This window comes from Azospirillum agricola, assembly GCF_017876095.1.
Classification (GTDB): Bacteria; Pseudomonadota; Alphaproteobacteria; order Azospirillales; family Azospirillaceae; genus Azospirillum; species Azospirillum agricola.
This window is the reverse complement of record NZ_JAGINM010000039.1, coordinates 1-24,729: the sequence shown is the minus strand read 5'-3', so window position 1 is coordinate 24,729 and position 24,729 is coordinate 1. Positions and strand designations below refer to the sequence as shown.

The 24,729-nt window shown below is 70.9% G+C and carries 19 protein-coding genes; 14 read left to right on the top strand and 5 right to left on the bottom strand.

Annotated elements, in window-relative coordinates:
* Positions 1 to 145 precede the first annotated feature (145 nt).
* The 6 genes from J2847_RS32225 to J2847_RS32200 all read left to right on the top strand — a co-directional run bounded on the left by J2847_RS32225 (position 146) and on the right by J2847_RS32200 (position 7,404).
* Complete coding sequence (locus J2847_RS32225; RefSeq protein ID WP_233474935.1) at positions 146 to 1,177, top strand: LacI family DNA-binding transcriptional regulator; 1,032 nt, start codon at positions 146 to 148, stop codon at positions 1,175 to 1,177.
* A gap of 95 nt (positions 1,178 to 1,272) precedes the next feature.
* A complete protein-coding gene (gene xylB / locus J2847_RS32220) occupies positions 1,273 to 2,742 on the top strand; it encodes a xylulokinase (protein ID WP_209782821.1) in 1,470 nt (489 codons plus the stop codon).
* Positions 2,739 to 4,061, top strand: coding sequence for a xylose isomerase (gene xylA, locus J2847_RS32215; protein WP_209782820.1), 1,323 nt, complete (start codon positions 2,739 to 2,741; stop codon positions 4,059 to 4,061). Before xylB ends, xylA begins: the two co-directional genes overlap by 4 nt.
* A gap of 84 nt (positions 4,062 to 4,145) precedes the next feature.
* The gene (gene xylF / locus J2847_RS32210; protein WP_209782819.1) at positions 4,146 to 5,240 is read left to right on the top strand and encodes a D-xylose ABC transporter substrate-binding protein; all 1,095 of its coding nucleotides are present in this window, start codon (positions 4,146 to 4,148) and stop codon (positions 5,238 to 5,240) included.
* A complete protein-coding gene (locus J2847_RS32205; RefSeq protein WP_209782818.1) occupies positions 5,240 to 6,598 on the top strand; it encodes a sugar ABC transporter permease in 1,359 nt (452 codons plus the stop codon). The genes xylF and J2847_RS32205 overlap by 1 nt, the downstream gene beginning before the upstream one ends.
* Positions 6,595 to 7,404: an ATP-binding cassette domain-containing protein gene (locus J2847_RS32200; protein ID WP_209782817.1), complete on the top strand. Its 810-nt coding sequence runs from the start codon at positions 6,595 to 6,597 to the stop codon at positions 7,402 to 7,404. Before J2847_RS32205 ends, J2847_RS32200 begins: the two co-directional genes overlap by 4 nt.
* A 186-nt stretch (positions 7,405 to 7,590) precedes the next feature.
* Here the strand turns inward: J2847_RS32200 and J2847_RS32195 are convergent, their stop codons facing one another.
* Positions 7,591 to 8,697 (bottom strand): 2OG-Fe(II) oxygenase, encoded by a 1,107-nt coding sequence (locus J2847_RS32195; RefSeq protein WP_209782816.1) that lies wholly within the window; start codon positions 8,695 to 8,697, stop codon positions 7,591 to 7,593.
* 121 nt (positions 8,698 to 8,818) lie between these two features.
* Entirely contained in the window at positions 8,819 to 9,589 is a 771-nt protein-coding gene (locus J2847_RS32190) for an IclR family transcriptional regulator (protein WP_209782815.1), read from the bottom strand.
* A 210-nt stretch (positions 9,590 to 9,799) separates the two neighbouring features.
* Between J2847_RS32190 and J2847_RS32185 the strand changes: the two genes are divergently transcribed.
* From J2847_RS32185 to J2847_RS32165, 5 genes are read left to right on the top strand one after another with little or no spacing between them, the layout of a single operon-like run.
* The gene (locus J2847_RS32185; RefSeq protein WP_325169530.1) at positions 9,800 to 11,278 is read left to right on the top strand and encodes an aldehyde dehydrogenase; all 1,479 of its coding nucleotides are present in this window, start codon (positions 9,800 to 9,802) and stop codon (positions 11,276 to 11,278) included.
* Positions 11,279 to 11,303: 25 nt separating this feature from the next.
* Complete coding sequence (locus tag J2847_RS32180; protein WP_209782814.1) at positions 11,304 to 12,131, top strand: citryl-CoA lyase; 828 nt, start codon at positions 11,304 to 11,306, stop codon at positions 12,129 to 12,131.
* Positions 12,128 to 13,405 (top strand): CaiB/BaiF CoA transferase family protein, encoded by a 1,278-nt coding sequence (locus J2847_RS32175; protein WP_233474934.1) that lies wholly within the window; start codon positions 12,128 to 12,130, stop codon positions 13,403 to 13,405. Before J2847_RS32180 ends, J2847_RS32175 begins: the two co-directional genes overlap by 4 nt.
* Positions 13,406 to 13,433: 28 nt before the next feature.
* On the top strand, positions 13,434 to 14,918 hold the full coding sequence (locus J2847_RS32170; protein ID WP_209782813.1) for an FAD-dependent oxidoreductase: 1,485 nt from the start codon (positions 13,434 to 13,436) through the stop codon (positions 14,916 to 14,918).
* Between the two features lie 46 nt (positions 14,919 to 14,964).
* Complete coding sequence (locus J2847_RS32165; RefSeq protein WP_209782812.1) at positions 14,965 to 16,191, top strand: ABC transporter substrate-binding protein; 1,227 nt, start codon at positions 14,965 to 14,967, stop codon at positions 16,189 to 16,191.
* 49 nt (positions 16,192 to 16,240) lie between these two features.
* Here the strand turns inward: J2847_RS32165 and J2847_RS32160 are convergent, their stop codons facing one another.
* On the bottom strand, positions 16,241 to 16,756 hold the full coding sequence (locus J2847_RS32160) for an RNA polymerase sigma factor (RefSeq protein WP_209782811.1): 516 nt from the start codon (positions 16,754 to 16,756) through the stop codon (positions 16,241 to 16,243).
* Positions 16,757 to 16,976: 220 nt separating this feature from the next.
* Here J2847_RS32160 and J2847_RS32155 point away from each other — a divergent pair, with 220 nt between their 5' ends.
* The 3 genes from J2847_RS32155 (at position 16,977) to J2847_RS32145 (ending at position 22,197) form a co-directional block, all read left to right on the top strand.
* On the top strand, positions 16,977 to 18,056 hold the full coding sequence (locus J2847_RS32155; RefSeq protein ID WP_325169529.1) for a FecR family protein: 1,080 nt from the start codon (positions 16,977 to 16,979) through the stop codon (positions 18,054 to 18,056).
* A 116-nt stretch (positions 18,057 to 18,172) separates the two neighbouring features.
* Positions 18,173 to 20,494, top strand: coding sequence for a TonB-dependent receptor (locus J2847_RS32150; RefSeq protein WP_233474933.1), 2,322 nt, complete (start codon positions 18,173 to 18,175; stop codon positions 20,492 to 20,494).
* Positions 20,495 to 20,610: 116 nt separating this feature from the next.
* Positions 20,611 to 22,197, top strand: a complete 1,587-nt coding sequence (locus J2847_RS32145; RefSeq protein WP_209782809.1) for an ATP-binding protein — start codon at positions 20,611 to 20,613, stop codon at positions 22,195 to 22,197.
* 21 nt (positions 22,198 to 22,218) lie between these two features.
* Here the strand turns inward: J2847_RS32145 and J2847_RS32140 are convergent, their stop codons facing one another.
* Both J2847_RS32140 and J2847_RS32135 read right to left on the bottom strand, forming a co-directional pair.
* Positions 22,219 to 23,262: a hypothetical protein gene (locus tag J2847_RS32140; protein ID WP_209782808.1), complete on the bottom strand. Its 1,044-nt coding sequence runs from the start codon at positions 23,260 to 23,262 to the stop codon at positions 22,219 to 22,221.
* A gap of 111 nt (positions 23,263 to 23,373) precedes the next feature.
* The gene (locus J2847_RS32135; protein ID WP_209782807.1) at positions 23,374 to 24,654 is read right to left on the bottom strand and encodes an NAD(P)/FAD-dependent oxidoreductase; all 1,281 of its coding nucleotides are present in this window, start codon (positions 24,652 to 24,654) and stop codon (positions 23,374 to 23,376) included.
* Between the last annotated feature and the right edge of the window lie 75 nt (positions 24,655 to 24,729).

The following is a 24,729-nucleotide window of genomic DNA, read 5'->3' as shown; positions in this document are numbered from 1 at the left end:
CTTGGAACGACGTGGGCGAACACCGCCTCTTCGTTGCTTTTTCGCATACGAACGCCTTCACCGTTATTGTGTCTCGCTTTGAGTTGCGTACCTCAGAGCTTTGCGGTATATTCGTATCATGAACAGTCAGCAAGACGACGGACCCTTGACGCTTCGCGACGTGGCGGCGGCTGCGGGGGTCAGTCTTGCGACGGCCGACCGGGTGGTCAACGGCCGGCCCGGAGTCAGCGAGAAGACGGCGCGCAAGGTGAAGGAGGCGGTGCGGCGCCTGGGCTTCCGCCCGCTGGCGGCGGCGGCCGAGCTGGCGCGGGCGCGGTCCTGGCGCTTCGGCGTGGTGCTGCCGCGCGGGAGCAACCGCTTCATGCTGGACATCGCCGACCACATCCGCACCCAGGCGGACTGGTTCCGCGCGCGGCGCATCGCGGTCGAGATCGTCGAGACGGACGTGTTCGACGCCGACACTCTGGCGGCCGAACTGGCCGGGTTGCCCGGCCGCTTCGACGGGGTGGCGGTGGTGGCGCTCGACCACCCGCGGATCCGCGCGGCGATCGACGATCTGGTCGATGCCGGCGTGGCGGTGGTGACGCTGGTGTCGGACTCGCCGTCCTCGCGCCGCCGGCATTACGTCGGCATCGACAACATCGCCGCCGGCCGCACGGCGGGCTCACTGGTCGGCCGGTTCCTCGGGCGCCCCCGGGGGGACGGCCCCGGCGGCTCCGTCGGTGTCGTCACCGGCTCCGCCAGCCTGCGGGACCATGCCGAACGACGGTTCGGCTTCGGACAGGTGATGGCCGAGGAATACCCGCACCTGACGCCGCTGCCTCCGATGGAGGGGCACGACGATCCGGAGCGCAACCGCGCCCTGGTCCGCCGCATGATCGCCGACACCCCCGATCTGGTCGCCATCTACAACACCGGCGAGGGATCGGTCGGCATCGGGGAGGCGCTGGCCGAGGCCGGGCTCGCCCGGAAGATCCTGTGCGTCGGGCACGAGCTGACCCCGGCGACGCGCCGGATGCTGCTGGACGGCACCTTCGCCGCGCTGGTGGCGCAGGATCCCGGGCACGAGGCGCGGTCGATGGCGCGGGTGCTGCACGCGCTGGTCAGCGGGCAGGAGATCGTCGCCGCGCAGGAGCACATCCGGGTCGAGGTCATCCTCCGGGACAATCTGCCCTGACCGGCGTCAGCCGGCGCAAGTGACACCGGCATCCGCCGGGAGAGTCGAACACCGGCATCCGCCGGCACGGCACCACATCGGGAAGGTCGGCCGTCATGTTTCTGGGAATCGACATCGGCACGTCGAGCGCCAAGGCGGTGCTGACCGACGCCGACGGAGAGGTGGCGGCGGTCGCGTCGCGGCCCTGCACCGTCTCCCGTCCGCACCCGCTGTGGTCGGAGCAGGAGCCGGAGGATTGGGTCGTGGCGGCCGTCGCCGCGGTGGACGAGCTGGCGTCGCGGCTGCCGGAGGCCGTCGCCGCCGTCGCCGGCATCGGCTTTTCCGGGCAGATGCACGGCGCCGTGCTGCTGGGCGCGGACGGCCGGGTGCTGCGGCCGGCCATCCTGTGGAACGACGGCCGTTCCCATCGCCAGTGCGCGACGCTGGAGGCGGCGCTGCCGGCCCTGCGCGCCATCAGCGGCAACATCGCCATGCCCGGCTTCACCGCGCCCAAGCTGCTGTGGGTGGCGGAGGAGGAGCCGGAGATCTTCGCCGCCGTCGCCAAGGTCCTGCTGCCCAAGGCCTATGTCCGCTGGCGCCTGACCGGCGCCATGGTGGAGGAGATGTCCGACGCGTCCGGCACCCTGTGGCTCGACGTCGCCCGGCGCGACTGGTCCGACGACCTGCTGGCCGCCACCCGCCTGACCCGCGCCCACATGCCCGACCTTGCGGAAGGCTCGGCCCCGGTCGCCGGGCTGTCCGCCGATTTCGCCCGGCGCTGGGGCATGCGCACGCCGCCGGTGGTGGCGGGCGGGGCGGGGGACTGCGCGGCGAGCGCCGTCGGGCTGGGCGCCATCGCGCCGGGCGACGCCTTTCTCAGCCTCGGCACGTCGGGGGTGGTGTGGACCACGACCGACCGCTTCCTGCCCAACCCGGAGCTGGCGGTCCACGCCTTCTGCCACGCCCTGCCCGGCGTCTGGCACCAGATGGGCGTCATGCTGTCGGCGGCGGCGTCGCTGGCCTGGGCGGCGACGGTGCTGGGGGCAGGGGGGACGGGGGCGGGCGCCGGGGAGGCGGAGCTGCTGGCGCCGCTGGGCGATGCGGTGGACGGCCCGTCGCCGGTCGCCTTCCTGCCCTACCTGTCGGGCGAGCGCACCCCCCACAACGACGCCACCGTGCGCGGCCTGTTCGCCGGGCTCGCGGCCGACACCGGGCGCGACGCGCTGGTGCAGGCGGTGCTGGAGGGCGTCGCCTTCGCCGCCCGCGACAATCTGGCGGCGCTCGGGCAGGCGCCGGCCTCCATCGATCTGGCCGGCGGCGGCTCCCGCTCGCGGCTGTGGGCGCGGATCTGCGCCGACGCGCTCGGCCTGACCGTCCACCGCATCGAGGATGGCGAGGTCGGCGCCGCGCTGGGCGCCGCCCATCTCGGCCGCATGGCGGCGACCGGCGCGGATCCCGCCACCGTCTGCCGCAAGCCCCGCCGCCTGGAAACCTTCACCCCCGATCCGGCCCGCGCCGAGGCCTACAGCCAAGCGTGGCTGCGCTGGCGCCGGCTCTACCCCCTTGCCAAGGAGTTCGCGTCTTGAGCACCGTTCCCTTCTTCGGCGATCTGTCCCCGGTGGCGTACCGCGGGCCGGACAGCCGCGACCCGCTGTCCTACCGCTGGTACGACAAGGATCGCGTGGTGATGGGCAAGCGGATGGAGGAGCATCTGCGCCTCGCCGCCTGCTACTGGCACAGCTTCTGCTGGCCGGGCGGCGATCCCTTCGGCGGCGAGACCTTCCTGCGGCCGTGGATGCGCCCCGGTCTCGACCCGATGGCGGCGGCGCGCGACAAGGCCGACGTCGCCTTCGAGATGTTCCGCCTGCTCGACATCCCCTTCTTCTGCTTCCACGACCTCGACGCCGCGCCGGAGGGCGCCACGCTGGCCGAGAGCACCGACAATCTGAAGGCGATCACCGAGCTGTTCGCCGTCCGGATGGAGAGCGCCAGGGTCCGGCTGCTGTGGGGCACCGCCAACCTGTTCTCGCACCGGCGCTACATGGCCGGCGCCGCGACCAACCCCGATCCCGACGTCTTCCTCTACGCCTGCGGGCAGGTCCGCGCGGCGCTGGAGGCGACGCACGCGCTGGGCGGTGCCAACTACGTGATGTGGGGCGGGCGCGAGGGGTACGAGACGCTGCTGAACACCGACCTCGGCCGCGAACTGGACCAGATGGGCCGCTTCCTGTCGATGGTGGTCGAGCACAAGCACAGGATCGGCTTCCAGGGCCCGATCCTGATCGAACCGAAGCCGCGCGAGCCGACCAAGCACCAGTACGACTTCGACGTCGCCACCGTCTACGGCTTCCTGGCGCGCTACGACCTGCTGGCCGACGTGCGGGTGAACATCGAGCAGAACCACGCCATCCTGGCCGGCCACAGCTTCCAGCACGAGGTCGCCCTGGCGCTGGCGCTGGGGATCTTCGGCTCGCTCGACATGAATCGCGGCGACGGGCTGCTGGGCTGGGACACCGACCAGTTCGCCAACGACGTCGGCGAGACCACGCTGGTGCTGCACGACATCCTGAAGGGTGGCGGCTTCACCACCGGCGGCCTGAATTTCGACGCCAAGATCCGGCGCCAGTCGCTCGACCCGGCCGACCTGCTGCACGGCCACATCGGCGGCATCGACACCTGCGCCCGCGCCCTGCTGCAAGCCGCGGCGATGCTGGAGGACGAGGCGCTGACCGCCCCGCTCGCCGAGCGCTACGCCGGCTGGGACGGCGCGGAGGGCCGGGCGATCCTGGCCGGCGAGCGCGACCTCGCCACGCTGGCCGACCGCGCGCTCGCCACCGGCGTCAATCCGCAGCCGCGCTCCGGCGGGCAGGAGCGTCTGGAGAACGTCGTCAACCGCTACGTCTGAGCCGCCGGCCACCGCTCATCCACCGCCGCTCGTCATCGATCGACAAGGGCCGCCGCATGGACGGCCTCACAGGGAGGGAACACGATGAAGCACCGCCTCGCCACCCCCATCGCGACCGCCGCCGCCGGACTGTTCCTGACGCTGGCCGCCGGCATGACCGCCGCCGGCATGACCGCCGCCGGCATGACCGCCAGCGTCGCGCTCGCCGCCGGGCCGACCGTCGGCGTGTCCTGGTCCAACTTCCAGGAGGAACGCTGGAAGACCGACGAGGCGGCCATCAAGGCGGTGATCGAGAAGGCCGGGGGCACCTACGTCTCGGCCGACGCGCAATCCTCGCCGGCCAAGCAGCTGTCCGACATCGAGTCGCTGATCGCCCGTGGCGCCACCGCGCTGATCATCCTGGCGCAGGACGGCGACGCCATCCGCCCGGCGGTGGAGAAGGCGGCGGCGGAGGGCATCCCGGTGGTCGGCTACGACCGGCTGATCGAGATCCCGTCGGCCTTCTACATCACCTTCGACAACAAGGAGGTCGGCCGGCTCCAGGCCCGCAGCGTCTTCGCCGCCAAGCCCAAGGGCAACTACGCCTTCATCAAGGGCTCCTCGACCGATCCCAACGCCGACTTCCTGTTCGCCGGCCAGATGGAGGTGCTGAAGGAGGCCATCGACCGCGGCGACGTCAAGAACGTCGGCGAGGCCTACACCGACAAGTGGCTGCCGGCCATCGCCCAGCAGAACATGGAGCAGATCCTGACCAAGACCGGCAACAAGGTCGACGCGGTGGTCGCCTCCAACGACGGGACGGCGGGTGGTGCTGTGGCGGCGCTGGCGGCGCAGGGGCTGGCCGGGTCGGTGCCGGTGTCGGGCCAGGACGGCGACAAGGCGGCGCTCAACCGCATCGCGCTCGGCACCCAGACGGTGTCGGTGTGGAAGGACGCGCGCGAGTTGGGCCGCCGCGCGGCGGAGATCGCCCTGGAACTGGCCGGCGGCAAGAAGATGAGCGCCATCGACGGCGCGACCAGCTTCAACGGCGGGCCGAAGAAGCAGACGATGGCCTCGCTGTTCCTGACGCCGATCGCCATCACCAAGGACAACCTGAACCAGGTGATCGACGCCGGATGGGTGACGAAGGACGTGGTCTGCCAGGGCGTCAAGAAGGGCGCGGTCAAGGTCTGCGACTGATGGCCGAGCCGTCCGCCCTGTCGTCCCCGCCGCCTCGGACCGAGGCGCCGGGGGACGTGCCGGCCACCACGCCCGCCGGCCAGCCCAGCGTCGACCGATCCGGCATCGGCGACGCCCTGCGCGCGCTGGAGCTGGACACGAGGCTGGTCGGGATGATCGGCGCGCTCGCCGTCATCTGGATCGGCTTCGACGTCCTGACCGGAGGCGCCTTCCTCACCCCGCGCAACCTGTGGAACCTCTCGGTCCAGGCGGCGTCGGTCGGGGTGATGGCGACCGGCATGGTGCTGGTCATCGTCACCCGCAACATCGACCTGTCGGTCGGCTCGATCCTGGGCTTCACCGGCATGGTGGTCGGCGTGTTGCAGGCGCGGCTGCTGCCGGAGCTGTGGGGTTTCGACCACCCCCTGACCTGGGCGGCGGCGGTGGCGGCCGGCATCGCCGTCGGCGGGATGGTCGGCGCGCTGCAAGGGGCGATCGTCGCCTATCTCGGCGTGTCGTCCTTCATCGTCACGCTCGGCGGGCTGCTGGTCTGGCGGGGGGCCGCGTGGTGGGTGACGACCGGCCAGACCGTGGCGCCGATGGACGGGCTGTTCAAGCGGCTGGGCGGCGGCTTCGAGGGCGCCATCGGCGCCGGGCCGAGCTGGCTGGTCGGGGTGGCCGCCATCGTGCTGGCGGTGGCGGCGCTGCTGCTGACCCGGCGGCGGCGCGCCGGCTTCGGCTTCCCGGTGCGGCCCCTGTGGGCGGAGGCGGTGGTGATCCTGCTGGTGGCCGCCGCCATCGTCGGGTCGGTGCTGGTGGTCAACGCCTACCCGCTGCCGCTGCCCGTCGTGCGGCGGATGGTGGAGGCGCGGGGGCTGTCGACCGACGGGCCGCTGCCGCTGATCGCCCACGGCTTCGCCATCCCGGTGCTGATCGCGCTGGCGGTGGGCGTGGCGGTGACCTTCCTGGCGAGCCGCACCCGCTTCGGCCGCTACGTCTTCGCCATCGGCGGCAACCCGGAGGCGGCGGAGCTGTCGGGCATCAACACCCGGCGCGTCCTGGTGATGGTGTTCGGGCTGATGGGGGCGCTGTGCGGCCTGTCCGCCTGCATCGCAACGGCGCGGCTGAACGCCGCCACCAACGCCAACGGCACGCTGGACGAGCTGTACGTGATCGCCGCCGCGATCATCGGCGGCACCTCGCTGGCCGGCGGCGTCGGCACCATCCACGGCGCCATGCTGGGGGCGCTGGTGATGCAGTCGCTCCAGTCCGGCATGGTGCTGCTGGGGGTCGACGCGCCGATGCAGAACATCGTCGTCGGCGTCGTGCTGGTCGCCGCGGTCTACATCGACACGCTCTATCGCAAAGGTGTGAAATGACCGAGGTCAGCCTGTCCGCGGCGGTGGCGCCGGAGCCGCCGGTCCCGCTGGTGGAGATGCGCGACGTGTCGATCGCGTTCGGCGGCATCAAGGCGGTGGACGGCGTCAGCATCGACCTCCACGCCGGCGAGGTGGTCGGGCTGCTCGGCCACAACGGGGCGGGCAAATCGACGCTGATCAAGATCCTGTCGGGGGCCTACGCCGCCGACCATGGCGAGATCCGCGTGAACGGCGAGCCGGTGCACATCGCCAGCCCGCGCGACGCCAAGCGCTGCGGCATCGAGACGATCTACCAGACGCTGGCGCTCGCCGACAACGTCGACGCCGCCGCCAACATCTTCCTGGGGCGGGAGAAGCTGACCGCCTGGGGCACGCTGGACGACCACGCCATGGAGGCGGAGGCGCGGGCGGTGATGGGCCGCCTCAACCCGCATTTCCGCCGTTTCAAGGAGCCGGTGAAGGCGTTGTCGGGGGGGCAGCGCCAGTCGGTCGCCATCGCCCGCGCCATCCATTTCGACGCCCGCGTCCTGATCATGGACGAGCCGACCGCGGCGCTCGGTCCCGCCGAAACCCGGCAGGTCGGCGAGCTGGTGAAGCAGCTGAAGCAGGAAGGCATCGGCATCTTCCTGATTTCCCATGACATCCACGACGTGTTCGATCTGGCCGACCGCATCCACGTCATGAAGAACGGCAAGCTGGTCGGCACGGCGAAAGTGTCCGACGTGACCCAGGACGAGGTGTTGGGAATGATCATCCTCGGCAAATGCCCGCCGGGCGCCACCCCCGGCCCCGGAGCGATGGCCTGAGCGATGGCCTGAGCGGGCGACCGCCTCCTTGGCCGACCGCCACATGGTGCCATCGCCGGGTCAGGGTGCCTTTCCGGCCGATGCGGCTTCGTCCCCGGACCAGACCTGCGCGGCGCTCGTCCCGGGATGGTCCTCCGCATGGAGGCGAGGCGCGGGGCGACGTTTTTTCAACGCTTTCACCGGGCGTCATTCCGCCTGATACTGGCCCACCGCGTCACCAAGGAAGCCGTTGTTGCGTTCGCGCAGACGCGCCGCCGCCTCGTCGTAGAGAAAGGGCAGGAAGGCGTAGCGCCGTCCGGACGTGACCGGCGTCACCTCGTGCAGCAGCGTGCCGGAGAAGACCACGGCTCCGCCGGTGGGGGCCCGGTAGGTGCGGGGGCCATGCTCGGGGAAGCGCAACTCTCCCCCCTCGTAGTCCTCGGCGTTGAGGTTGATCGACACCGCGAAGCGCCGGTGGGCGGTGCCTCGGGTGGTGTTGTCGCGGTGGGCGCGGAAATGCCCGCCGCTCGCCGCGTCGTAACAGGCGACGATGTAGCGTTCCATCCGGGTCACGGCAAAATTGAACGCCTTGTGGATTTCCGGGACGACGCGCCGCTCGATCCGCCGGCAGGCGAGGGCGCGCACCTCCTCGTCCAGGATCGTATGGTCGTCCCGGCGCTTGTAGCTGTGGTCGTGGACCCCAACGGTCTTGCCATCCACCTCGCGCATGACGCCGGACTCCTCGCCGCCATGCCGGTCGTACAGGGCGATCAGCCGCCGGCACAGTTCGGGCTCGAAGACGCGGGGCAGGACCAGCACCGGAGCGAAGGCGCCCGTGTCGTCCGCCTCGGCCCTGGGCAGGCTGCGGATGAGCGCCCCCACCCGGTCGTCATGGTCCGGATCGGCGAAGTCGACGCGGGCGAAGACGCGGAAGGACGGGTCGAGGATCAGCGTCTGCGGCCAAGCTGCGGTCGTGCCGGCGTCGTCGGTCTCACCGACGGCGCCGCACAGCCGGCTCGCGGCGCCGTCGGGGTCCAGCAGGAAGCGGACACCGGGAATGCGGTCCCGGAGGCGGTCCCAGTCTCCCGGATCAAGCGACATCCCAAAGAAGGCGAGGTTGCGGTCATCGAAGCGCCCGGCGTCTTCGAGCAGCGCGGCGAGCCGGCGGGCCACCCGTTCATCCCGGCTGGAGGGAAAGAAGCACAGCACGAGCCAGCGCCCGGCGGCGGTGTCGATCCGATACCGCGGGTTGCCGCGGCTGCGGGCGATGAACCAGGGCGCCGGGTCGCCCGGCTGCAAGAGAACGGTCCGCACCGATGGCCTCCTTTGCGCGTCCACGGCGACCGAAGCTACGCAGGGACGCCGGGCGTGGCAACAAACGATGGCGCCTCTGAAGCGGTTGTCCGATCAGGGGCGCCGGCAAGGGAGTGGCTGGTCACCTATGGGCGTCAGGCCGGCGGGATTCCGGCGCGGCGCTTCCAGCGGTGCCCGCCGGGTCCGGGTAGTGCCCGCCCAGCGTCTCCGACAGTCGGCGGCCGGCGGCCAGCAGCAGGGGCGCCATCACCGCCACCCGCTCCTCGGTGAAGCGGGTCAGCGGGCCCGACAGGGTCAGGGCGCCGATCAGCCCCTCGCGCTGGGAGAACACCGGCACGGCGGCGGCGCCGGTCTCGGACTCCCGCTCGCCGAAGGACAGCAGGGGCAGGGCGGCGACGTCGGCCGCCGACACCTCCCCGGCGAAGCGGGTCAGGGCATGGCCGGCCGCGCCCCGCTCCAGCGGCAGGCGGTCGCCCTCATGCACATGGTCGCGGATCGCCTGGGTGGAATCCTCGCGGAAGGCGCAGATGCGCCACGCCCCCTCGCGCCGGAAGAAGGAGGCGCTCTCACCGCTCTCGCGCATCAACTGGCGCAGCACCGGCCGGACATGGTCCTCCAGCCGCAGCGAGCGCTGGTAGAGCCCGCCCAGCCGCATCAGCTCCGCGCCGAGCCGATAGGACTTGTCCTGGTGGCGGACCAGATAGCCGGCCTTCTCCAGCGACACGGTCAGCCGCAGGATGGTGCTTTTGTAAAGTCCGGTCCGCGCCGCGATCTCCGTCAGGCTGAGCGCGTGGTCGCCCGCCTGGAAGCAGCCGACGATGCTCAGCGCCCGGTCGACCGCCTCCACTCCTCCGGCGGGGGCGGTGGCCGTGGTGGGCTTGGCATCGGTCATGGCGCGTCCTTCGGTGGTGGCGGCTTCGACGCGCTTTTGTCCCCGACCGCACCACCGGGCGTCAAGGTCGGTCGGCGCCGGAGGTGGCGCGCAGAAAGTTCGGACTCGAAAATATCGGGAGGGAAAAGGTTGGGGCTTGACACATTTCGCTCACGCATGTTCTCTTAGATGAAACTTAGTTCTATCTAACAGAACTTCTGCGAGGCGAGGGTGGAACGCTACACGATGTTCATCGACGGGGACTGGTGCGATCCGGTCTCCAACGAATGGTTCGAGACGACGGAGCCCTTCTCCGGGGAGGCGTGGGCGCGCATCCCGCGCGGCACGCGGGCCGACGCCGACCGCGCGGTCGAGGCGGCGCACCGCGCCTTCCTGTCGCCGGAATGGGCCGGCCTGACCGCGACCCAGCGCGGCGCCCTGCTGCGCCGGCTGGCCGAGCTGATCGAGCGCAACGTCGAGCGGCTCGGCGCCATCGAGCAGCGCGACAACGGCAAGCTGATGGCCGAGGTCAGCGGGCAGGTGCGCAACGTCGCCCAGTGGTTCCATTATTACGCCGGGCTGGCCGACAAGGTGCAGGGCGCCGTGGTGCCGATCAACAAGGCCGACGTCTTCAACTACGTGAAGTACGAGCCGCTCGGCGTCGTCGTCGCCATCACGCCGTGGAACTCGCCGCTGGCGCTGACCACCTGGAAGATGGCGCCGGCGCTGGCCGCCGGGAACACCATCGTCATCAAGCCGTCGGAATACACCTCCGCCTCGATCCTGGAACTGGCGCGGCTGGCGCAGGAGGCGGGGTTCCCGCGCGGCGTCGTCAACGTCGTCACCGGCTTTGGTCCGGAGGTCGGCGAGCCGCTGGTGCGTCATCCGCTGACCGCCAAGATCGCCTTCACCGGCGGCGACATCGGCGGCCAGAAAGTGAACGAGGCGGCGGCGCCGGGCCTGAAGAAGGTGACGCTGGAGCTGGGCGGCAAGTCGCCGAACATCGTCTTCGACGACGCCGACCTCGACCAGGCGGTGAAGGGCGCCATTTCCGGCGTGTTCGGCGCCTCGGGCCAGACCTGCATGGCCGGCTCGCGCCTGCTGGTGCAGAAGACCATCCACGACGCCTTCGTCGAAAAGCTGGTCGCGGCGGTGGGCGAGGCGCGCATCGGCGACCCGTCGCGGATGGAGACGCAGATCGGCCCCATCGCCACCCGCGCCCAGTGGGAGAAGATCCTGCGGATGATCGACATGGCGAAGGCGGAGGGCGCGGTCTGTGCGCTCGGCGGCCATGCCCTTTCGGGGCCGGAGTACGGCCAGGGCCAGTTCGTCGCGCCGACCATCTTCACCGGCGTGCGCAACGACATGCGCATCGCCCAGGAGGAGGTTTTCGGCCCGGTGCTCTGCGTCATCCCCTTCGAGGACGAGGAGGACGCGCTGCGCATCGCCAACGACGTCGAGTTCGGGTTGGCGGCCGGCGTGTGGACGCGCGACCTGCACCGGGCGATGCATTGCGTCGACCGGCTGCGCGCCGGGACGGTGTGGGTCAACAACTACCGCTCGACCAGCTTCACCACGCCGTTCGGCGGCTACAAGCGCTCGGGCCTGGGGCGCGAGGGCGGGGTCGAGGCGATCAAGGAATACCTCCAGACCAAGAGCGTCTGGATCACCACCAAGCCCAACCGCGCCAACCCCTTCGTGCTCGGCTGAGGCCAGGGCCTTCGGGAGCATTCCCATGTCAGACATAAGCATCGACGCCGCCACCGGCTGGTGGCGGACCTCGATCATCGACATCCATCCCGGCTCGATCCGGGTGCGCGGCTACGCCATCGAGGAACTGATCGGCACGATCGGCTTCCCCGACATGATCTGGCTGATGCTGCGCGGCGAGCTGCCGACGCCGGCGCAAGGCCGGCTGCTGGGCGCGGCGCTGGTGGCGGCGGTGGACCACGGTCCGCAGGCGCCTTCCATCGCCACCGCCCGCATGGCCGCCACCTGCGGCGTCGGACTGAACAACGCCATGGCGTCGGGCGTCAACGCGCTGGGCGACGTCCATGGCGGCGCCGGCCAGCAGTGCATGGAGCTGTACGCCGCCGTCGCCGCCCGCGTGGCGGAGGGCCTGTCCGTGGCGGAAGCGGCCGACCGGGAGATCGCCGCCCGGCTGGAGCGGCGCGAGCACATCCCCGGCTTCGGCCACCGCTTCCACCCCGTCGACCCGCGCGCCGGCCGCCTGCTGGCGCTGGTCGAGGAGGCGAGGGGGGAGGGCGCCGTCACCGGCGAGACGGCCGTCCTCGGCCGCGCGGTCGAGGATGCGCTCGCCGCGCGCAAGGGCAAGCGGCTGCCGATGAACATCGACGGCGCCACCGCCGTGGTGTTCGCCGAACTCGGCTTCCCGGCCGGGCTGGGGCGCGGGCTGTTCGTGCTGTCGCGCTCGGTCGGCATCCTGGCGCACGCCTGGGAGCAGTCGCAGCAGGGCGGCCGCATCAAGGGGCCGATGCCGCCCTCCGTCCCCTACCGTTACGAGGGCGCCGCGCCGCGCCCGGTGCCGGGAGACGGCGCATGAGCACGGCCCAATCCACGGCCCAATCCACGGCCCAATCCATGGCCCAATCCGGCGACAAGCCGCTGCCCCTGGCCGGCGTCAAAATCCTCGATTTCGGCCACACGGTGATGGGGCCGTCCTGCGCGATGATCCTCGCCGACCTCGGCGCCGACGTGGTGAAGATCGAGCCGGTGCCCGACGGCGAGCCGACCCGTCATCTGAAGGGCTTCGGCACCGGCTATTTCGGCTATTTCAACCGCAACAAGCGCTCCGTCGCCGTCGATCTGAAGACGCCGGAGGGCCGAGACATCGCGCGGCGCCTCGTCGCCGAGGCCGATGTGCTGGTGGAGAACTTCGCCCCCGGCACCATGGAACGGCTGGGGCTGGGCGCCGAGGCGCTGGCACGGGTGAACCCGCGCCTGATCTACGCCAGCCTGAAGGGCTTCCTCGACGGCCCCTACGCGGACCGCCTTGCGCTCGACGAGGTGGTGCAGATGATGACCGGGCTGGCCTACATGACCGGCCCCAGCGGCCGGCCGCTGCGCGCCGGCACCTCGGTGGTGGACATCACCGGCGGCATGTTCGCGGTCATCGGCATCCTGGTGGCGCTGCGCGAGCGCGAGCGGACCGGCAGGGGCCAGACCATCGAATCCGCCCTGTTCGAGACCACGGTGTTCCTGATGGGCCAGCATCTCTGCTACGCCGCCCAGTCGGACGCGCCGATCCCGCCGATGCCGGAGCGCGTGTCGGCCTGGGCGGTTTACGAAACCTTCCACGTCGCCGACGGGCGGCCGATCTTCGTCGGCATCACCACCGACAGCCATTGGGAGCGCTTCTGCGCGGTGATCGACCGGCCGGACCTGCGCGACGATCCGGAGTTCCGCACCAACAACGACCGCATCGCCGCCCGGCCGCGCCTGCTGCCGCTGCTGACCGCTCTGTTCGGCGGCCTGTCTATGGAGGACGCGGTGGCGGTGTGCGAGCGCGCCCGCATCCCCTTCGCCCCCATCGCCCGGCCGGAGGATCTGTTCGACGACCCGCATCTGCGGGCGACCGGCGGGCTGATGGCGACGACCCTGCCCAACGGGGTGCGGACCGCCCTGCCGCGCCTGCCGATCCACGTCGCCGAAGCCGATCTGGCGATCCGCCGCGACCCGCCGCGCGTCGGCCAGGACACCCGCGCGGTGCTGGCCGAACTCGGCTACGGCCCGGCGGCGATCGACAGCCTGTGCGACGCCGGGATCGTCGTGGCCGACAGCGCACCCGACAGCAACCAACAGCGCCTCGCGGGATGAACGCGGGACATGTCAGGAGACGACTGAGATGACGGAGGAAACCAGGATGGATCAGGCGGGCATCAGCGATCTGGTCATCGTCGGCTGTGGCATCGCCGGCCTGTCGGCGGCGGTGACGGCGCTCCAGGCCGGGCTGTCGGTCACGCTGCTGGAGCGGTCGCCGGAGGAGGAGTTCGGCGGCAACTCCCGCTGGACCGAGGCCTACATGCGGATGAAGAACGATTCCGAGATCGCCGACGATTTCGAGGAGCATTTCGCCGCCAACGCCGGGCTGAACATCGACCCCAACGTGCTGGCCGCCGCCGCCGAGCCCTACGAGTACTGGCCCGACTACGTGAAGGCCCACCCCTTCCCCGATCCGGAAGTGATCGCCCGCTTCGCCGAGCGGGTGCCGCCGACCATCGGCTGGCTGAAGGAGTTCGGCCTGCGCTTCGAGCCGCAGGCGATCTATCTGCTGACCCAGAACACCCAGCGCATCGCCGCGCAGGGCGGCGGCCTCGCCCTGATCGAGCGTCTGATGGCGGAGGCCAGGACGCTGGGCGCCCGCGTGCTCTACCGGACCACCGCGCTCGACCTGCTGCGCGACGAGCGGGGCCGCATCGGCGGCGTGCACGCGACCGGGCCGGACGGGCTACGGGTCGCCATCCGGGGCCGTTCGACGATCCTGGCCTCGGGCGGCTACCAGGGCAATTCGGAGATGATGACCCGCTACATGGGCGCCCGCGCCAAGCATGTGCGGCCGGTGGCGCGCGGCGGCTACTACAACCGGGGCGAGGGCATCCGCATGGCGCTCGACGCCGGGGCGGCGCCGGCCGGCGATTTCGGCTCCTACCACGCCGAGCCGGTCGATCCGCGCTCCCGCCAGCCCGAGGCGGTGATCTTCATCTGGCCCTACGGCGTGCTGGTCAACAAGCGCGGCGAGCGCTTCCTCGACGAGGCGCCGGGCACCGCCGACGCCACCTACGACGCCATCACCCGAATCGTCGCCGACCAGCCGGACGGGCTCGCCTACGTCCTGTTCGACGACCAGGTGGAGGACATCCCGCGCTGGCGCGCCAGCATCCGCAGCGACGTGCCGGCCATCGAGGCGCCGACGCTCGACGCGCTGATCGAGAAGCTCGGGTTGCCGGCGGACGCCACCAAGGCGACGGTCGCCGCCTACAACGCGGCTTGCCCGGCCGACGGCAGCCGCTTCGACCCGACGCGGGTGGACGGTCTGGCGACGACCGGACTCTCGCCGGCCAAGACCAACTGGGCGCGCCCGCTGGTCAAGGGGCCGTTCCGCGCCTTCCCCATCGTGTCGGCCAACTGCTTCACCTTCGGCGGGCTGAAGGTGGATGTCGACGCCCGCGTGCTGGACGGCAACGGCCGGCCGATGCCGGGCCTCTATGCGGCGGGCGAGACGGTCGGGCTCTACCATCAGGTCTACACCGGCTCGACCTCGGTCCTGCGCGGCGCCGTGTTCGGGCGTCTGGCCGCCCAGCACGCCGCCGCGTCCAGGGACGCCGGCTGACCAAATCCATAAGAACCCTCGGCCCATAAAAACTCGGGAGGACATCATGAACCGTTACGCCGTGACGGCGGCCGTCGCCGCCTGCCTGCTCGCCCAGACGCTTCCCCGGACGGCGGGGGCGCAAAGCGCCTACAGCGACGGCAAGATCAAGATCGGCGTCCTGACCGACCTGTCGGGCCAGCTCACCGACACCACCGGCCAGGGCTCGATCACCGCCGCGCAGATGGCGGTCGAGGATTTCGGCGGCGCCGTCAACGGCACGCCGGTCGAGCTGATTTTCGCCGACCACCAGAACAAGGCCGACGTCGGCGCCTCCACCGCGCGGCGCTGGTACGACGTCGATCAGGTCGACGCCATCGTCGACGTGCCGAACTCGGCCGTCGCGCTGGCCGTGCAGCAGATCACCAAGGAGGCGAACCGCGTCGCCATCTTCTCCTCGCCGGCCAGTTCGGACCTGACCGGCAAGGCCTGCACGCCCAACGGCATCCACTGGACCTACGACACCTACGCGCTGGCCCATGTGACCGGCGAGGCGGTGGTGGCGGCCGGCTTCAAGAACTGGTTCTTCCTGACCTCCGACTACGCCTTCGGTCACGCGCTGGAACGCGACACCGGCGCCGTCGTGCAGGCCCAGAAGGGCAAGGTGGCGGGCAGCGTGAAGATGCCGGCCAACAACGCCGACTTCTCCTCCTTCCTGCTCCAGGCGCAGGCGTCGCCGGCCGAGGTGGTGGCGCTCGCCACCGCCGGGGCCGACACCCAGAACGCCATCAAGCAGGCGGCGGAGTTCGGGCTCGGCCAGTCGGGCAAGAACATCGTGGCGCTGCTGCTCGCCATCAACGAGGTCCACGCGCTGGGCCTGCCGGCGACCCAGGGGGTCATGCTGACCGATCCCTTCTATTGGGACATGGACGAGGAGACCCGCGCCTTCTCCAAGCGCTTCTTCGAGAAGCGCAAGGCGATGCCGACCTTCTACCAGGCCGGCGTCTACGGCGCCGTCGCCCATTACCTGAAGGCGATCAAGGCCGCCGGCACCGACGCCGCCCCCGCCGTCATGAAGACGATGAAGGCGACCCCGGTGAACGACTTCATGACGAAGAACGGCACGGTGCGCGAGGACGGCCGGGTGCTGCGCGACATGCACCTGTTCCAGGTCAAGACCCCGGCGGAATCCAAGGCGCCGTGGGACTATTACAAGCTGGTCCGGACGGTTCCCGGCGACAAGGCGTTCCGCCCGCTGGCCGAGAGCGACTGCCCGCTCGTCAAGAAGATGTGACCGGGTGGACGCGGTGGCGCCGGCTGTCCGGCGTCACCCGCGTTCGGCATCATTCGCGTTCGGTGCGGGCCATGGCGTCGAAGACATGGCCCATCGCCAGCTTCATGTCGTTGAACACGGTGCCCGGCGACACGCCGAGATGCTCGGCGATCCGGGGGTAGGACCAGCCCTCGACCCGGTTCAGCGTCCACACCCGGCGGGCCCGTTCCGGCAGCGCCTCCAGCGCGTCCCTGAAGCTGGTCAGGCGCTCGCGTTGCAGAAGGCGGTCCTCGGCCGAAGGGGTGTCGCTGGCGACCTGCAACGGATCGAACCGGTCGGAGGGCGGGACCTCGAAGCGCTCCTGCGTCTTGCGGCGGCGGAGATGGTCGAGCGCCAGATTCTGGACCGTGCGGTGCAGGAAGGCGCCGATGTTGTCGATCGATCCCCGTTCCGCCGCCCTGTGCGCCCGCAGATAGCTTTCCTGGATCACGTCCTCGGCGGCCTGGAGGTCGCGCACGATCCGCAGCGCCCGGCCGAGCAGCGAGGGGCGGTGATCGAGATAGATCGCATCCAGGCTTGCGGGCATCCTCGGCCTATCGTCGCTTGCGGTCGTGGCTTGCGGGCAATACGGTGCGTCGAACCGTCGCCCAACCCTTGCCAGATCGGCCAGCGACACGCAACTGATTATTATTCGCATAACCATGCCGAGAGGATGCAAGGGGCCGCGTCCGCCGATTGTGTCGTTCGCGTTCTGAAACGTCTAAGATAGCGACAGGCCCCAAACCAAGAGCGACGGAATGGCCCGCGTGGAACAGGAAAAGACGGCCGGGCCGGAAGCGGCCGGGTCAGGGGGCGCCGGACCGTACCGACACGCCGACCCCGTCGTCGATGCGGCGCTCGACTGGTTCGTCGCCTTCCAGGGCGGTGCCTCCGACGGCGAGACCCTGGCCGCCTACCGGGCGTGGCGGGAGAGCGACGCCCGTCATGCGCAGGCCTTCGACCGGCTGGCGGCGATGAGCGGAATGCCGGAGCTGCACGCGGCGACCCTCGCCGCCACCACGCCGCCATCCGCCGGGGGCGGGCCCGTTTCCCCTGCCGCTCTCGCGACCGTCGTTCCGTTCGTCCATGCGCAAGGGGTACGGTCCCGTTCGCCTTCGCGCCGGGCGGGGTGGGGCGCGCGGTGGAGATCGCTGGCCGCCGCCGCGCTGCTTGCCGTCGTCGGCCTCAACCTCTACCCCGAGCTGATGCTGCGCTGGACCGCCGACCACCGGACGGCTGCCGGGGAACGTCGGGAGATCGCGCTGCCCGACGGGTCGCGGCTGACGCTCGACACCGGCTCGGCCGTCGCGCTGGATTTCGCGGAGGGGCGGCGCGGCGTGCGGATGCTGCGCGGCGAGGGCTATTTCGACGTGATCTCCGATCCCTCCCGGCCCTTCCGCGTGACCGCCGGCTTCAGCATGGTCGAGGTCACGGGAACCGCTTTCGCGGTGCGCGCCGACGACGCGGCGGACTCGGTCGTGCTGGAGCGCGGCCGGGTGTCCGTCAGCCCGCTCGACGAGCCGGGCCGGCCGGTGGCGCTGGCGCCCGGCGACCGGGTGACGGCCACGGCGCTCGGTCTGTCGGCGGTGGCGCGGACGGAGCCGGCCAACGCGCTGGCGTGGCGGGAGGGGCGCTACATCTTCCACCAGCAGCCCTTCGCCGCGGTCGTCGACAATCTCCGCCGCTATTATCCGGGGCTGATCCTGGTGCTCGACCACCGCACGGACGGGGAGCGGGTGAGCGGCAACTACCGGCTGGACGACCCGGCCGCCGCCCTGCGGTCGGTGGCCGCCATCGCCGGGGTGCGGATGACCACCCTGCCGGGCGGACTGATCGTTTTCGGCTGACCCCGATCTTTTTTTGTGAGGCCCCGCCGCCCCGCGCGTCTGGCGAAAAGGGGGTAGGCCCGAGCGTCTGCGCGACGGCCACCCCGACGACACCGGAAACAGGGGAGTTTTGGGGAATGCAGGGCCGGACGGGGATGGTGGCTGAGGGTACGACACGCGCGCGGGCGACCACCGCCCGGAGCATGGTGGTGGCGCTGATGGCCTCGACGTCGCTCGGCGGCGCGCTGGGCGTCCTGGCGCTCGCCTCGCCGGCCGCCGCCCAGCAGGGAACGGCGGCCCCGGCCGCCGGTGCGCCGGTCGCCTTCGCGCTTCCGGCGCAGCCGCTCCAGGCGGCGCTCGACGCCTTCATCCGTCAGACCGGCTGGCAGATCGGCTATCCCAGCGCGCTGGCCGAGGGCCGCAGCTCCCGCCCGGTGACCGGCACCATGACCCCGGCCCAGGCGCTGGACACGCTGCTCGGCGGCACCGGCGTCGGCTACCGGATGACCGGGCCGGGCACCGCCACGCTGGTCCCGGCGCCGGCCGCGGCGGCGCCGGGCGCGGTGCTGCTGGGGCCGGTCGCGGTGTCGGCCTCCGCCCTCAACTGGACCGGGGTCAGCCAGACCACCGTCACCCAGGAGGATCTCGACCGCAAAAATCCAAGCGACATCCGCGACGTCTTCTCCGGCGAGCCGGGCATCCGGGTCGGCAGCTCGATCCCGATGTCGCAGAAGGTCTATGTGAACGGCATCGAGGAAACCAACCTCGCCGTCACCATCGATGGCAGCCGCCAGAACAACAAGGTCTTCCACCACAACGGCACCACCCTGATCGACCCGGCCTTCCTGAAGGTCGCGCGGGTCGACGCCGGCGTGGCCCCGGCCGACACCGGGCCGGGCGCGCTGGCCGGCTCCATCGCCTACGAGATGAAGGACGCCCGCGACTTCCTGAGCGGCGACGGGGTGGGCGCCTATGTGAAGTCCAGCTTCAACACCAACGGATCCGGCCTGACCACCGGCCTGTCCGGCTACGGCCGCCAGGGCGGCTTCGACGGCCTCGCCTACCTGACCTACGGCAAGGGCGGCAAGTTCAAGGACGGCAGCGGCCGCAAGGTGGACGGCACCGAGACCGACATGCTCAGCGGCCTGTTCAAGGGCGGTTTCGAGACGACGGACGGCAACCGCCTGCAAATCAGCTACGAGCGCATCCACGATGACGCCCCGCGGCCCTTCCGCGCCAACGTCGGCTTCATCTCCGGCCGCCCGGCCTGGGAGCCGCGCGTGCGCGACTACCGGATGGACCGGCAGAACGTCGTCCTGACCTACTCCACCACCCAGCCGACCGACCTGTGGAATCCGAAGATCGTGCTGGCCTACGGGCGCACCGACGTGAAGACGCCGATCTACCTGCGCCCGGTGGCGCCCAGCACCGTGCCGGGCAGCTATCCGGGGGAGGGCGGCACCAGCTCCTTCAACGGCAAGGCCGAGAACGTCTTCACCTTCGCGATGGGCACGCTGACGGCGGGCACCGATTTCTATTTCGACCGCGGGAATTACGAGGACCGGACCATGTCGGCGCGCGAGCGCGCCAGCAACGCCGGCCTCTACGCCCAGGCGCGGCTGACGCCGTTCGAGCGGCTGCGCCTGTCCTTCGGGCTGCGCGGCGACCGGCAGGTCTTCGAGGGCACGACCGACCAGGAATGGACCAACAGCGGGGTCAGCCACAACGTCTCCGGCGAATTCGACCTGATCCCGCGGCATCTGACCGCCAAGGCCGGCTACTCCCACAGCTGGGCCGGCATCCCGCTGGCCGAGAACTTCATCCTGAACCCGGCCTGGCGCTACGGCGCCGGCGGGCCGGAGCCGGTGACCGCCGACAACGTGACCGCCGGGCTGGAGGCCCGCTACCAGGGCTTCACGGTCGAGGGCCGCGTGTTCCAGACCAAGCTCGACGAGGCGCGGGCCGCGCGCTACGCCGTGGGCAGCGCGACGCTGGCCCATGACGTGAAGTCCAAGGGCTACGAGATCGGGGCCGGCTATGCCTGGGACGACGGGTTCGTCCGCGCGAAATACGCCGACATCGACGTGACCATCGACGGGCTGCCGGCCGACTCCGACACCGGCACCTATCTGGCGACGCCGATGGGCCGGGTCGTCACCGTCGGCGGCGCCCACACGGTGCGGAGCTGGAACCTGACCTTCGGCGCCGACGCGGAGTTCGTGCTGGACCACACCAAGGTCCAGGCCGGGCAGCAGTCCCTGAAGGGCTACGAGGTGGTCAACCTGTTCGTCGAGCACCGGCTGCCGCAGTTCTCCAACCTGACCCTGCGCGCCGACGTGCGGAATCTGTTCGACGCCTCCTACGCCGACCGCGCCACCTACGGGCAGGAATTCGGCACCGTCACGCCGCTGCACCAGCCGGGCCGCTCGTTCCTGCTCAGCGCCTCGGCGCGGTTCTGACCGTCCGGAGGGGGCCGTCCGCCGTGCCGCGCCGGAAGACGGGTCGATGCCGGGTCGGCAATCCGCTATTGTGGACGGGCAAAAGTCCGCAAAGGGTCGATCGGCAGAGGGTCTGAATGCGCGTGTTGTTCCAGTTGGACCTTCCCAACGCCGATGGCAGCGTCGCCATCGCCCAGGCCGCCTGCCTGTGCGCGGCCGACCAGCTTCGGCTTGCGCCGGAAAAGCGGATTCGGCTCGAGCTGGCCGTCGAGGAGGTGGTGGTCAACGCCGTCCGCCACGCCTATCCGCCCGGCGTGTCCGGCTTGTTGCGGGTCACGGCCTCGGTCGAGGGCGCGGTGCTGACGGTCCGCGTCCAGGATTGGGGGCTTCCCTACGATCCGTCGGAGATCACGCCCTTCTCCGTGGAGGACCCCCAGTTGCGGGGGCTCGGCCTGCATCTGGCATGGTGCTGCTGCGACGAGGCGGTCCTGCGGAATCTCGGGCGGGACGGCAAGGTCTTCAGCCTGCGCTTCCGCCTGCCGCCGTCGCCGGTGCCCGTTCCCGAGCCGGCCGTGCCGGCCGCGCGTGGAGCGGGCAGGGTGGAGGCCGACGTGCGCCTCTTCACCCCCGCGGACGCACCCGGCGTCGCCCGCTGCGCGTGGCTCGCCTATGGCTACAGCAAGCCGGACGATCATCTGTACGATCCGACGGAACTGGCGCGGCTGAACCGTGACGGGCTGATGATCGGCATCGTCGCGGTCGGCGGCGACGGCGGGGTCGTTGCCCATGCGTGCCTGGACCTGTCCGAGAACCCGCTGGTTCCGGAATTCACGGATCTGGTGATCGCGCCGGCGGCGCGCGGCAACCCGATGCTGCTCGGCCGGATCCTGCAACTCGGCTACGACACGGCGGTCGCCCGCGGCTGCCTGGGCGTGCTCGTCAACGCGGTGACGGCGCACACCGTCTCCCAGCGCGGCGCCCTGCGGTTCGGCGGCGTGCCGATCCAGGTGCATCTGGCAAGCGTCAGCCCGGAGTGGGACCTCACGGCCGGCAGCGGGAAGGAGGACGGGGCGGGCGCCGGGGGAAAGGCCGCCGTCCGCCAGTCGGAGATCGCGCTCTACTGCCGGAACCGGATCGGCGAGCCGCGCCTGCTCCATTGCCCGGAGAGGCATCGCGCCATGCTGCGGTCGATCTTCGCCGCCTTCGGCGAGCCGGTGACCATCGCCGACGCGGCGCCGCCGGAACCGGCCTCCCTTCCGCCGGCGTCGGATCTGCTCGTCGAGAGCGGCCTGCTCGCCTGGGGGCATGTCCTGATCGACGTTCGGGCCTATGGGCAGGACCTGATTTCGTCGGTCGCCGCCTTCCTGCGCCGCTTTTGCCAGGACGGGGTGGCGACCGTGCTCCTGCAACTCCCCCTGGGGGACCCCGCGACGCCCGGGATGGCGGACCGGCTCGAAAGGCTGGGGTTCAGCTTCGCCGGCATCTTCCCGCAGGCGGTTTCCAAGGCCGGCGCCCCAGGGCAGGACGCCGGGCCGGCCGGCCCCGATACCGATACCGATCCCGGCCGGGCAGCCGACATCATCCTCTTCCAGTATTTGAACAACGTGTCCGTCGATCCGGCCAGCGAGCGGATCGCCAGCGCCTGCCAGCCGCTCTACGACTATGTGATGGCTGAACGCCGGCGGGTCGACCGGGAACTCTACGCGCTGTCCGACATGGAGTAGGGCCGGCGGGCCGGGCGGCCGTCAGCCGCGCTTCCACACCGTCGTTTCGATGAAGCGGCTGGCGAGGAAGCGGTAGGTCTGCTTCTGCAACTGCTCCATCTGGCTGGACCGCTCCATCGCGATGTGGTCCCAGCCGTTCAGCAGATCCTCCCATTCCAGCAGCTTGGCCCGCAGATCGTCGCGGATCTTGCGGATGAACTGCACCGTGGCGTGGAAGTCCTTCAGGGCGCCGACGATGTCGCCGGTCTGGGCGTCGGCCTGGTCGAAGATCATGTCGTATTCGCGCAGCGGCTTGCGGATCAGCCCCTGCATCCGGTTGACCTCGCTGCAAAAGGTCCGGTCGGTCCGGTAGACCGTCGTCAGCTTGCCGAGCTTGGTCTCGATCTTGCCGATGTGCTTGAAGCGGTCGCGCAGCGCCTCGATGTAGGACAGCTCCTGCGCCAGATCGTCGATGCGGCCCTGGACGATCTCCTCGGCCTTCTCGGTGATCTTGAGCCTTGCGGCGATGCGCTCGATCGCGGCCTTCATGCGGGCCTGGGTCTGGGGGTCGTCGAGCAGCTGCTCGAGCTGGTCGGCGTCCGAGACGATGATCTCGTTGCCCTTCACCGACGAGGCGACCTGCATCATCAGCCGGCCCTTGGCCAGCTTGCGGTGGCGCTCCTCGACCGACCAGGAGGCGCGGCCGTCCAGCAGCTCTCCCGGAATCTGCTCGCCGGGGCGGATCTGCTTGACGTAGGCGAGGCCCTGCTCGACCACCTCCAGCAGCCGGTCGTCGTGGCTGCCCTCCTCGATCTGGAAGGATTCCTGGATGGTCGGGAAGGCCAGCGCCGCCTTGAGATCGCCCAGCGTGATGTTCAGCACCGGGTCCTTGCTGGTCGGGTCGGCGCAGAAGAAGGCGCCCGGCAGGCTGAACACCTTGTGCTGGAAATCGAAATGGGTGTCCCGCATCGGCTGGACCAGCCGGTCCTCGTCGGCCGCCTTGGCCGTCGCCTCGGCGTTGATCTCCCCGTCGGAGACGGCCGGTTCGGGGCTGTTCTGGTCGTCGTCGCTGGACACGTCGGTCATCGTCCCTGCTGGCATCGTCTCTGGAATGACGTTTCCCAACGGGAAACACGGCGGCGCGGAGAGTGTCGCGGTTGCCGCCCGCCGCCGGGCCGGTCGCCGCACCGGGCAACCCTACAGCAGATCGCGCAGGCGGAACCAGAGCATTGCGAGGACCAGGGCCGGGGTGCGGAAGCGCCGCCCGCCGGGGAAGGGGATGTTGGGGATGCGGGTGAAGACGTCGAAGCGTTCGGCGGTGCCGCGGATCGCCTCGGCCATCACCCGGCCGGCCATGCCGGCAAGCGCCACGCCGTGGCCGGAATAGCCGTGGGCGAACAGCACCGTCGGCGACAGCCGGCCGAGATGCGGCATGCGGTTCATCGTGATGGCGACCTGACCGCCCCAGAAATACTCGACCTTCGCGTCGTGCAGGGCCGGGAAGACCGCCAGCATCTTGTTGCGCATGGCGTGGCGCAGTCCCGGCGCGTCCATCCCCGAATAGCTGACCCCTCCGCCGAACAGCAGCCGGTGGTCGGCGGAGCGGCGGAAATAGTTCAGCGAGAAGTTCATGTCGGAGACGGCGATGTTGGTCGGGATCAGCGCGGCCGCGCGCTCCGCCCCCAGCGCCTCGGTGGCGATCAGATAGGTCGCCACCGGCATGACGGTGCCGGCCAGCGGCGGCGCCACCCCGCCGAGATAGGCGTTGCCGGCCAGCACCATGTGCCTGGCCCGCACGAGGCCCTTGCCGGTGCGCGCCCAGGGCTCGGCGCCGCTGTCGATGGCGGTGACGGCGCTGTTCTCGAAGATCCGCACCCCGGCGGCGGCGGCGGCGCGCGCCAGTCCCAGCGCGTAGTTCAGCGGGTGGAGGTGCCCGCTGCCCTCGTCGAGCAGGCCGCCGACATAGGCGTCGGTGCCGACCTGTTCGCGGATGCCGTCGCGGTCGAGGCGCCGCACCCGGTCGTAGCCGTAGCGGTCGCGCATCTCGCGCTCCATCGCCGTCACGTCGTCCATGTGGCGCGGCTTCAGCGCGGCGTAGGCGAAGCCCCAGGTCAGGTCGCAGGCGATGGCGTGGCGCCCAACCCGTTCGGCGAGCTGGGTCTTGGCCTCCTCGCCGAAGTCCCACAGGCGGCGGGCGTCCTCGGCGCCGACCCAGCGCTCGATGGTCGCCATCGGCTTGTTGTAGCCGGTGATGATCTGGCCGCCGTTGCGCCCCGACGCGCCCCAGCCGCAGCCGTGGGCCTCCAGCAGCACCACGTCGAAGCCGCGCTCGGCCAGCTCCAGCGCGGTGGTCAGCCCGGTGTAGCCGCCGCCGACGACGCAGACGTCGCAGCGCAATTCGCCCTCCAGCGCCGGGTGGGCGGGGTGGGGGTGGGCGCTGGCGGCGTACCAGCTCTTCAGGTAGGAGGCTTTCGGCATGGCGGCAGTTAGGCGCGCCGCCCCGGCCCGGTCAATGGGGTGCTTTGGGGACTTCGCGAAAACGGACAGGTTCCA

Coding starts and splice junctions, on each gene's coding strand:
- J2847_RS32165 (WP_209782812.1), top strand. CDS start 14,965: ATGAACCGTTACGCCGTGACGGCGGCCGTCGCCGCCTGCCTGCTCGCC.
- J2847_RS32170 (WP_209782813.1), top strand. CDS start 13,434: ATGACGGAGGAAACCAGGATGGATCAGGCGGGCATCAGCGATCTGGTC.
- J2847_RS32160 (WP_209782811.1), bottom strand. CDS start 16,756: ATGCCCGCAAGCCTGGATGCGATCTATCTCGATCACCGCCCCTCGCTG.
- J2847_RS32200 (WP_209782817.1), top strand. CDS start 6,595: ATGACCGAGGTCAGCCTGTCCGCGGCGGTGGCGCCGGAGCCGCCGGTC.
- xylB (WP_209782821.1), top strand. CDS start 1,273: ATGTTTCTGGGAATCGACATCGGCACGTCGAGCGCCAAGGCGGTGCTG.
- J2847_RS32180 (WP_209782814.1), top strand. CDS start 11,304: ATGTCAGACATAAGCATCGACGCCGCCACCGGCTGGTGGCGGACCTCG.
- J2847_RS32145 (WP_209782809.1), top strand. CDS start 20,611: ATGCGCGTGTTGTTCCAGTTGGACCTTCCCAACGCCGATGGCAGCGTC.
- J2847_RS32205 (WP_209782818.1), top strand. CDS start 5,240: ATGGCCGAGCCGTCCGCCCTGTCGTCCCCGCCGCCTCGGACCGAGGCG.
- J2847_RS32190 (WP_209782815.1), bottom strand. CDS start 9,589: ATGACCGATGCCAAGCCCACCACGGCCACCGCCCCCGCCGGAGGAGTG.
- xylF (WP_209782819.1), top strand. CDS start 4,146: ATGAAGCACCGCCTCGCCACCCCCATCGCGACCGCCGCCGCCGGACTG.
- J2847_RS32150 (WP_233474933.1), top strand. CDS start 18,173: ATGCAGGGCCGGACGGGGATGGTGGCTGAGGGTACGACACGCGCGCGG.
- J2847_RS32135 (WP_209782807.1), bottom strand. CDS start 24,654: ATGCCGAAAGCCTCCTACCTGAAGAGCTGGTACGCCGCCAGCGCCCAC.
- J2847_RS32140 (WP_209782808.1), bottom strand. CDS start 23,262: ATGACCGACGTGTCCAGCGACGACGACCAGAACAGCCCCGAACCGGCC.
- J2847_RS32175 (WP_233474934.1), top strand. CDS start 12,128: ATGAGCACGGCCCAATCCACGGCCCAATCCACGGCCCAATCCATGGCC.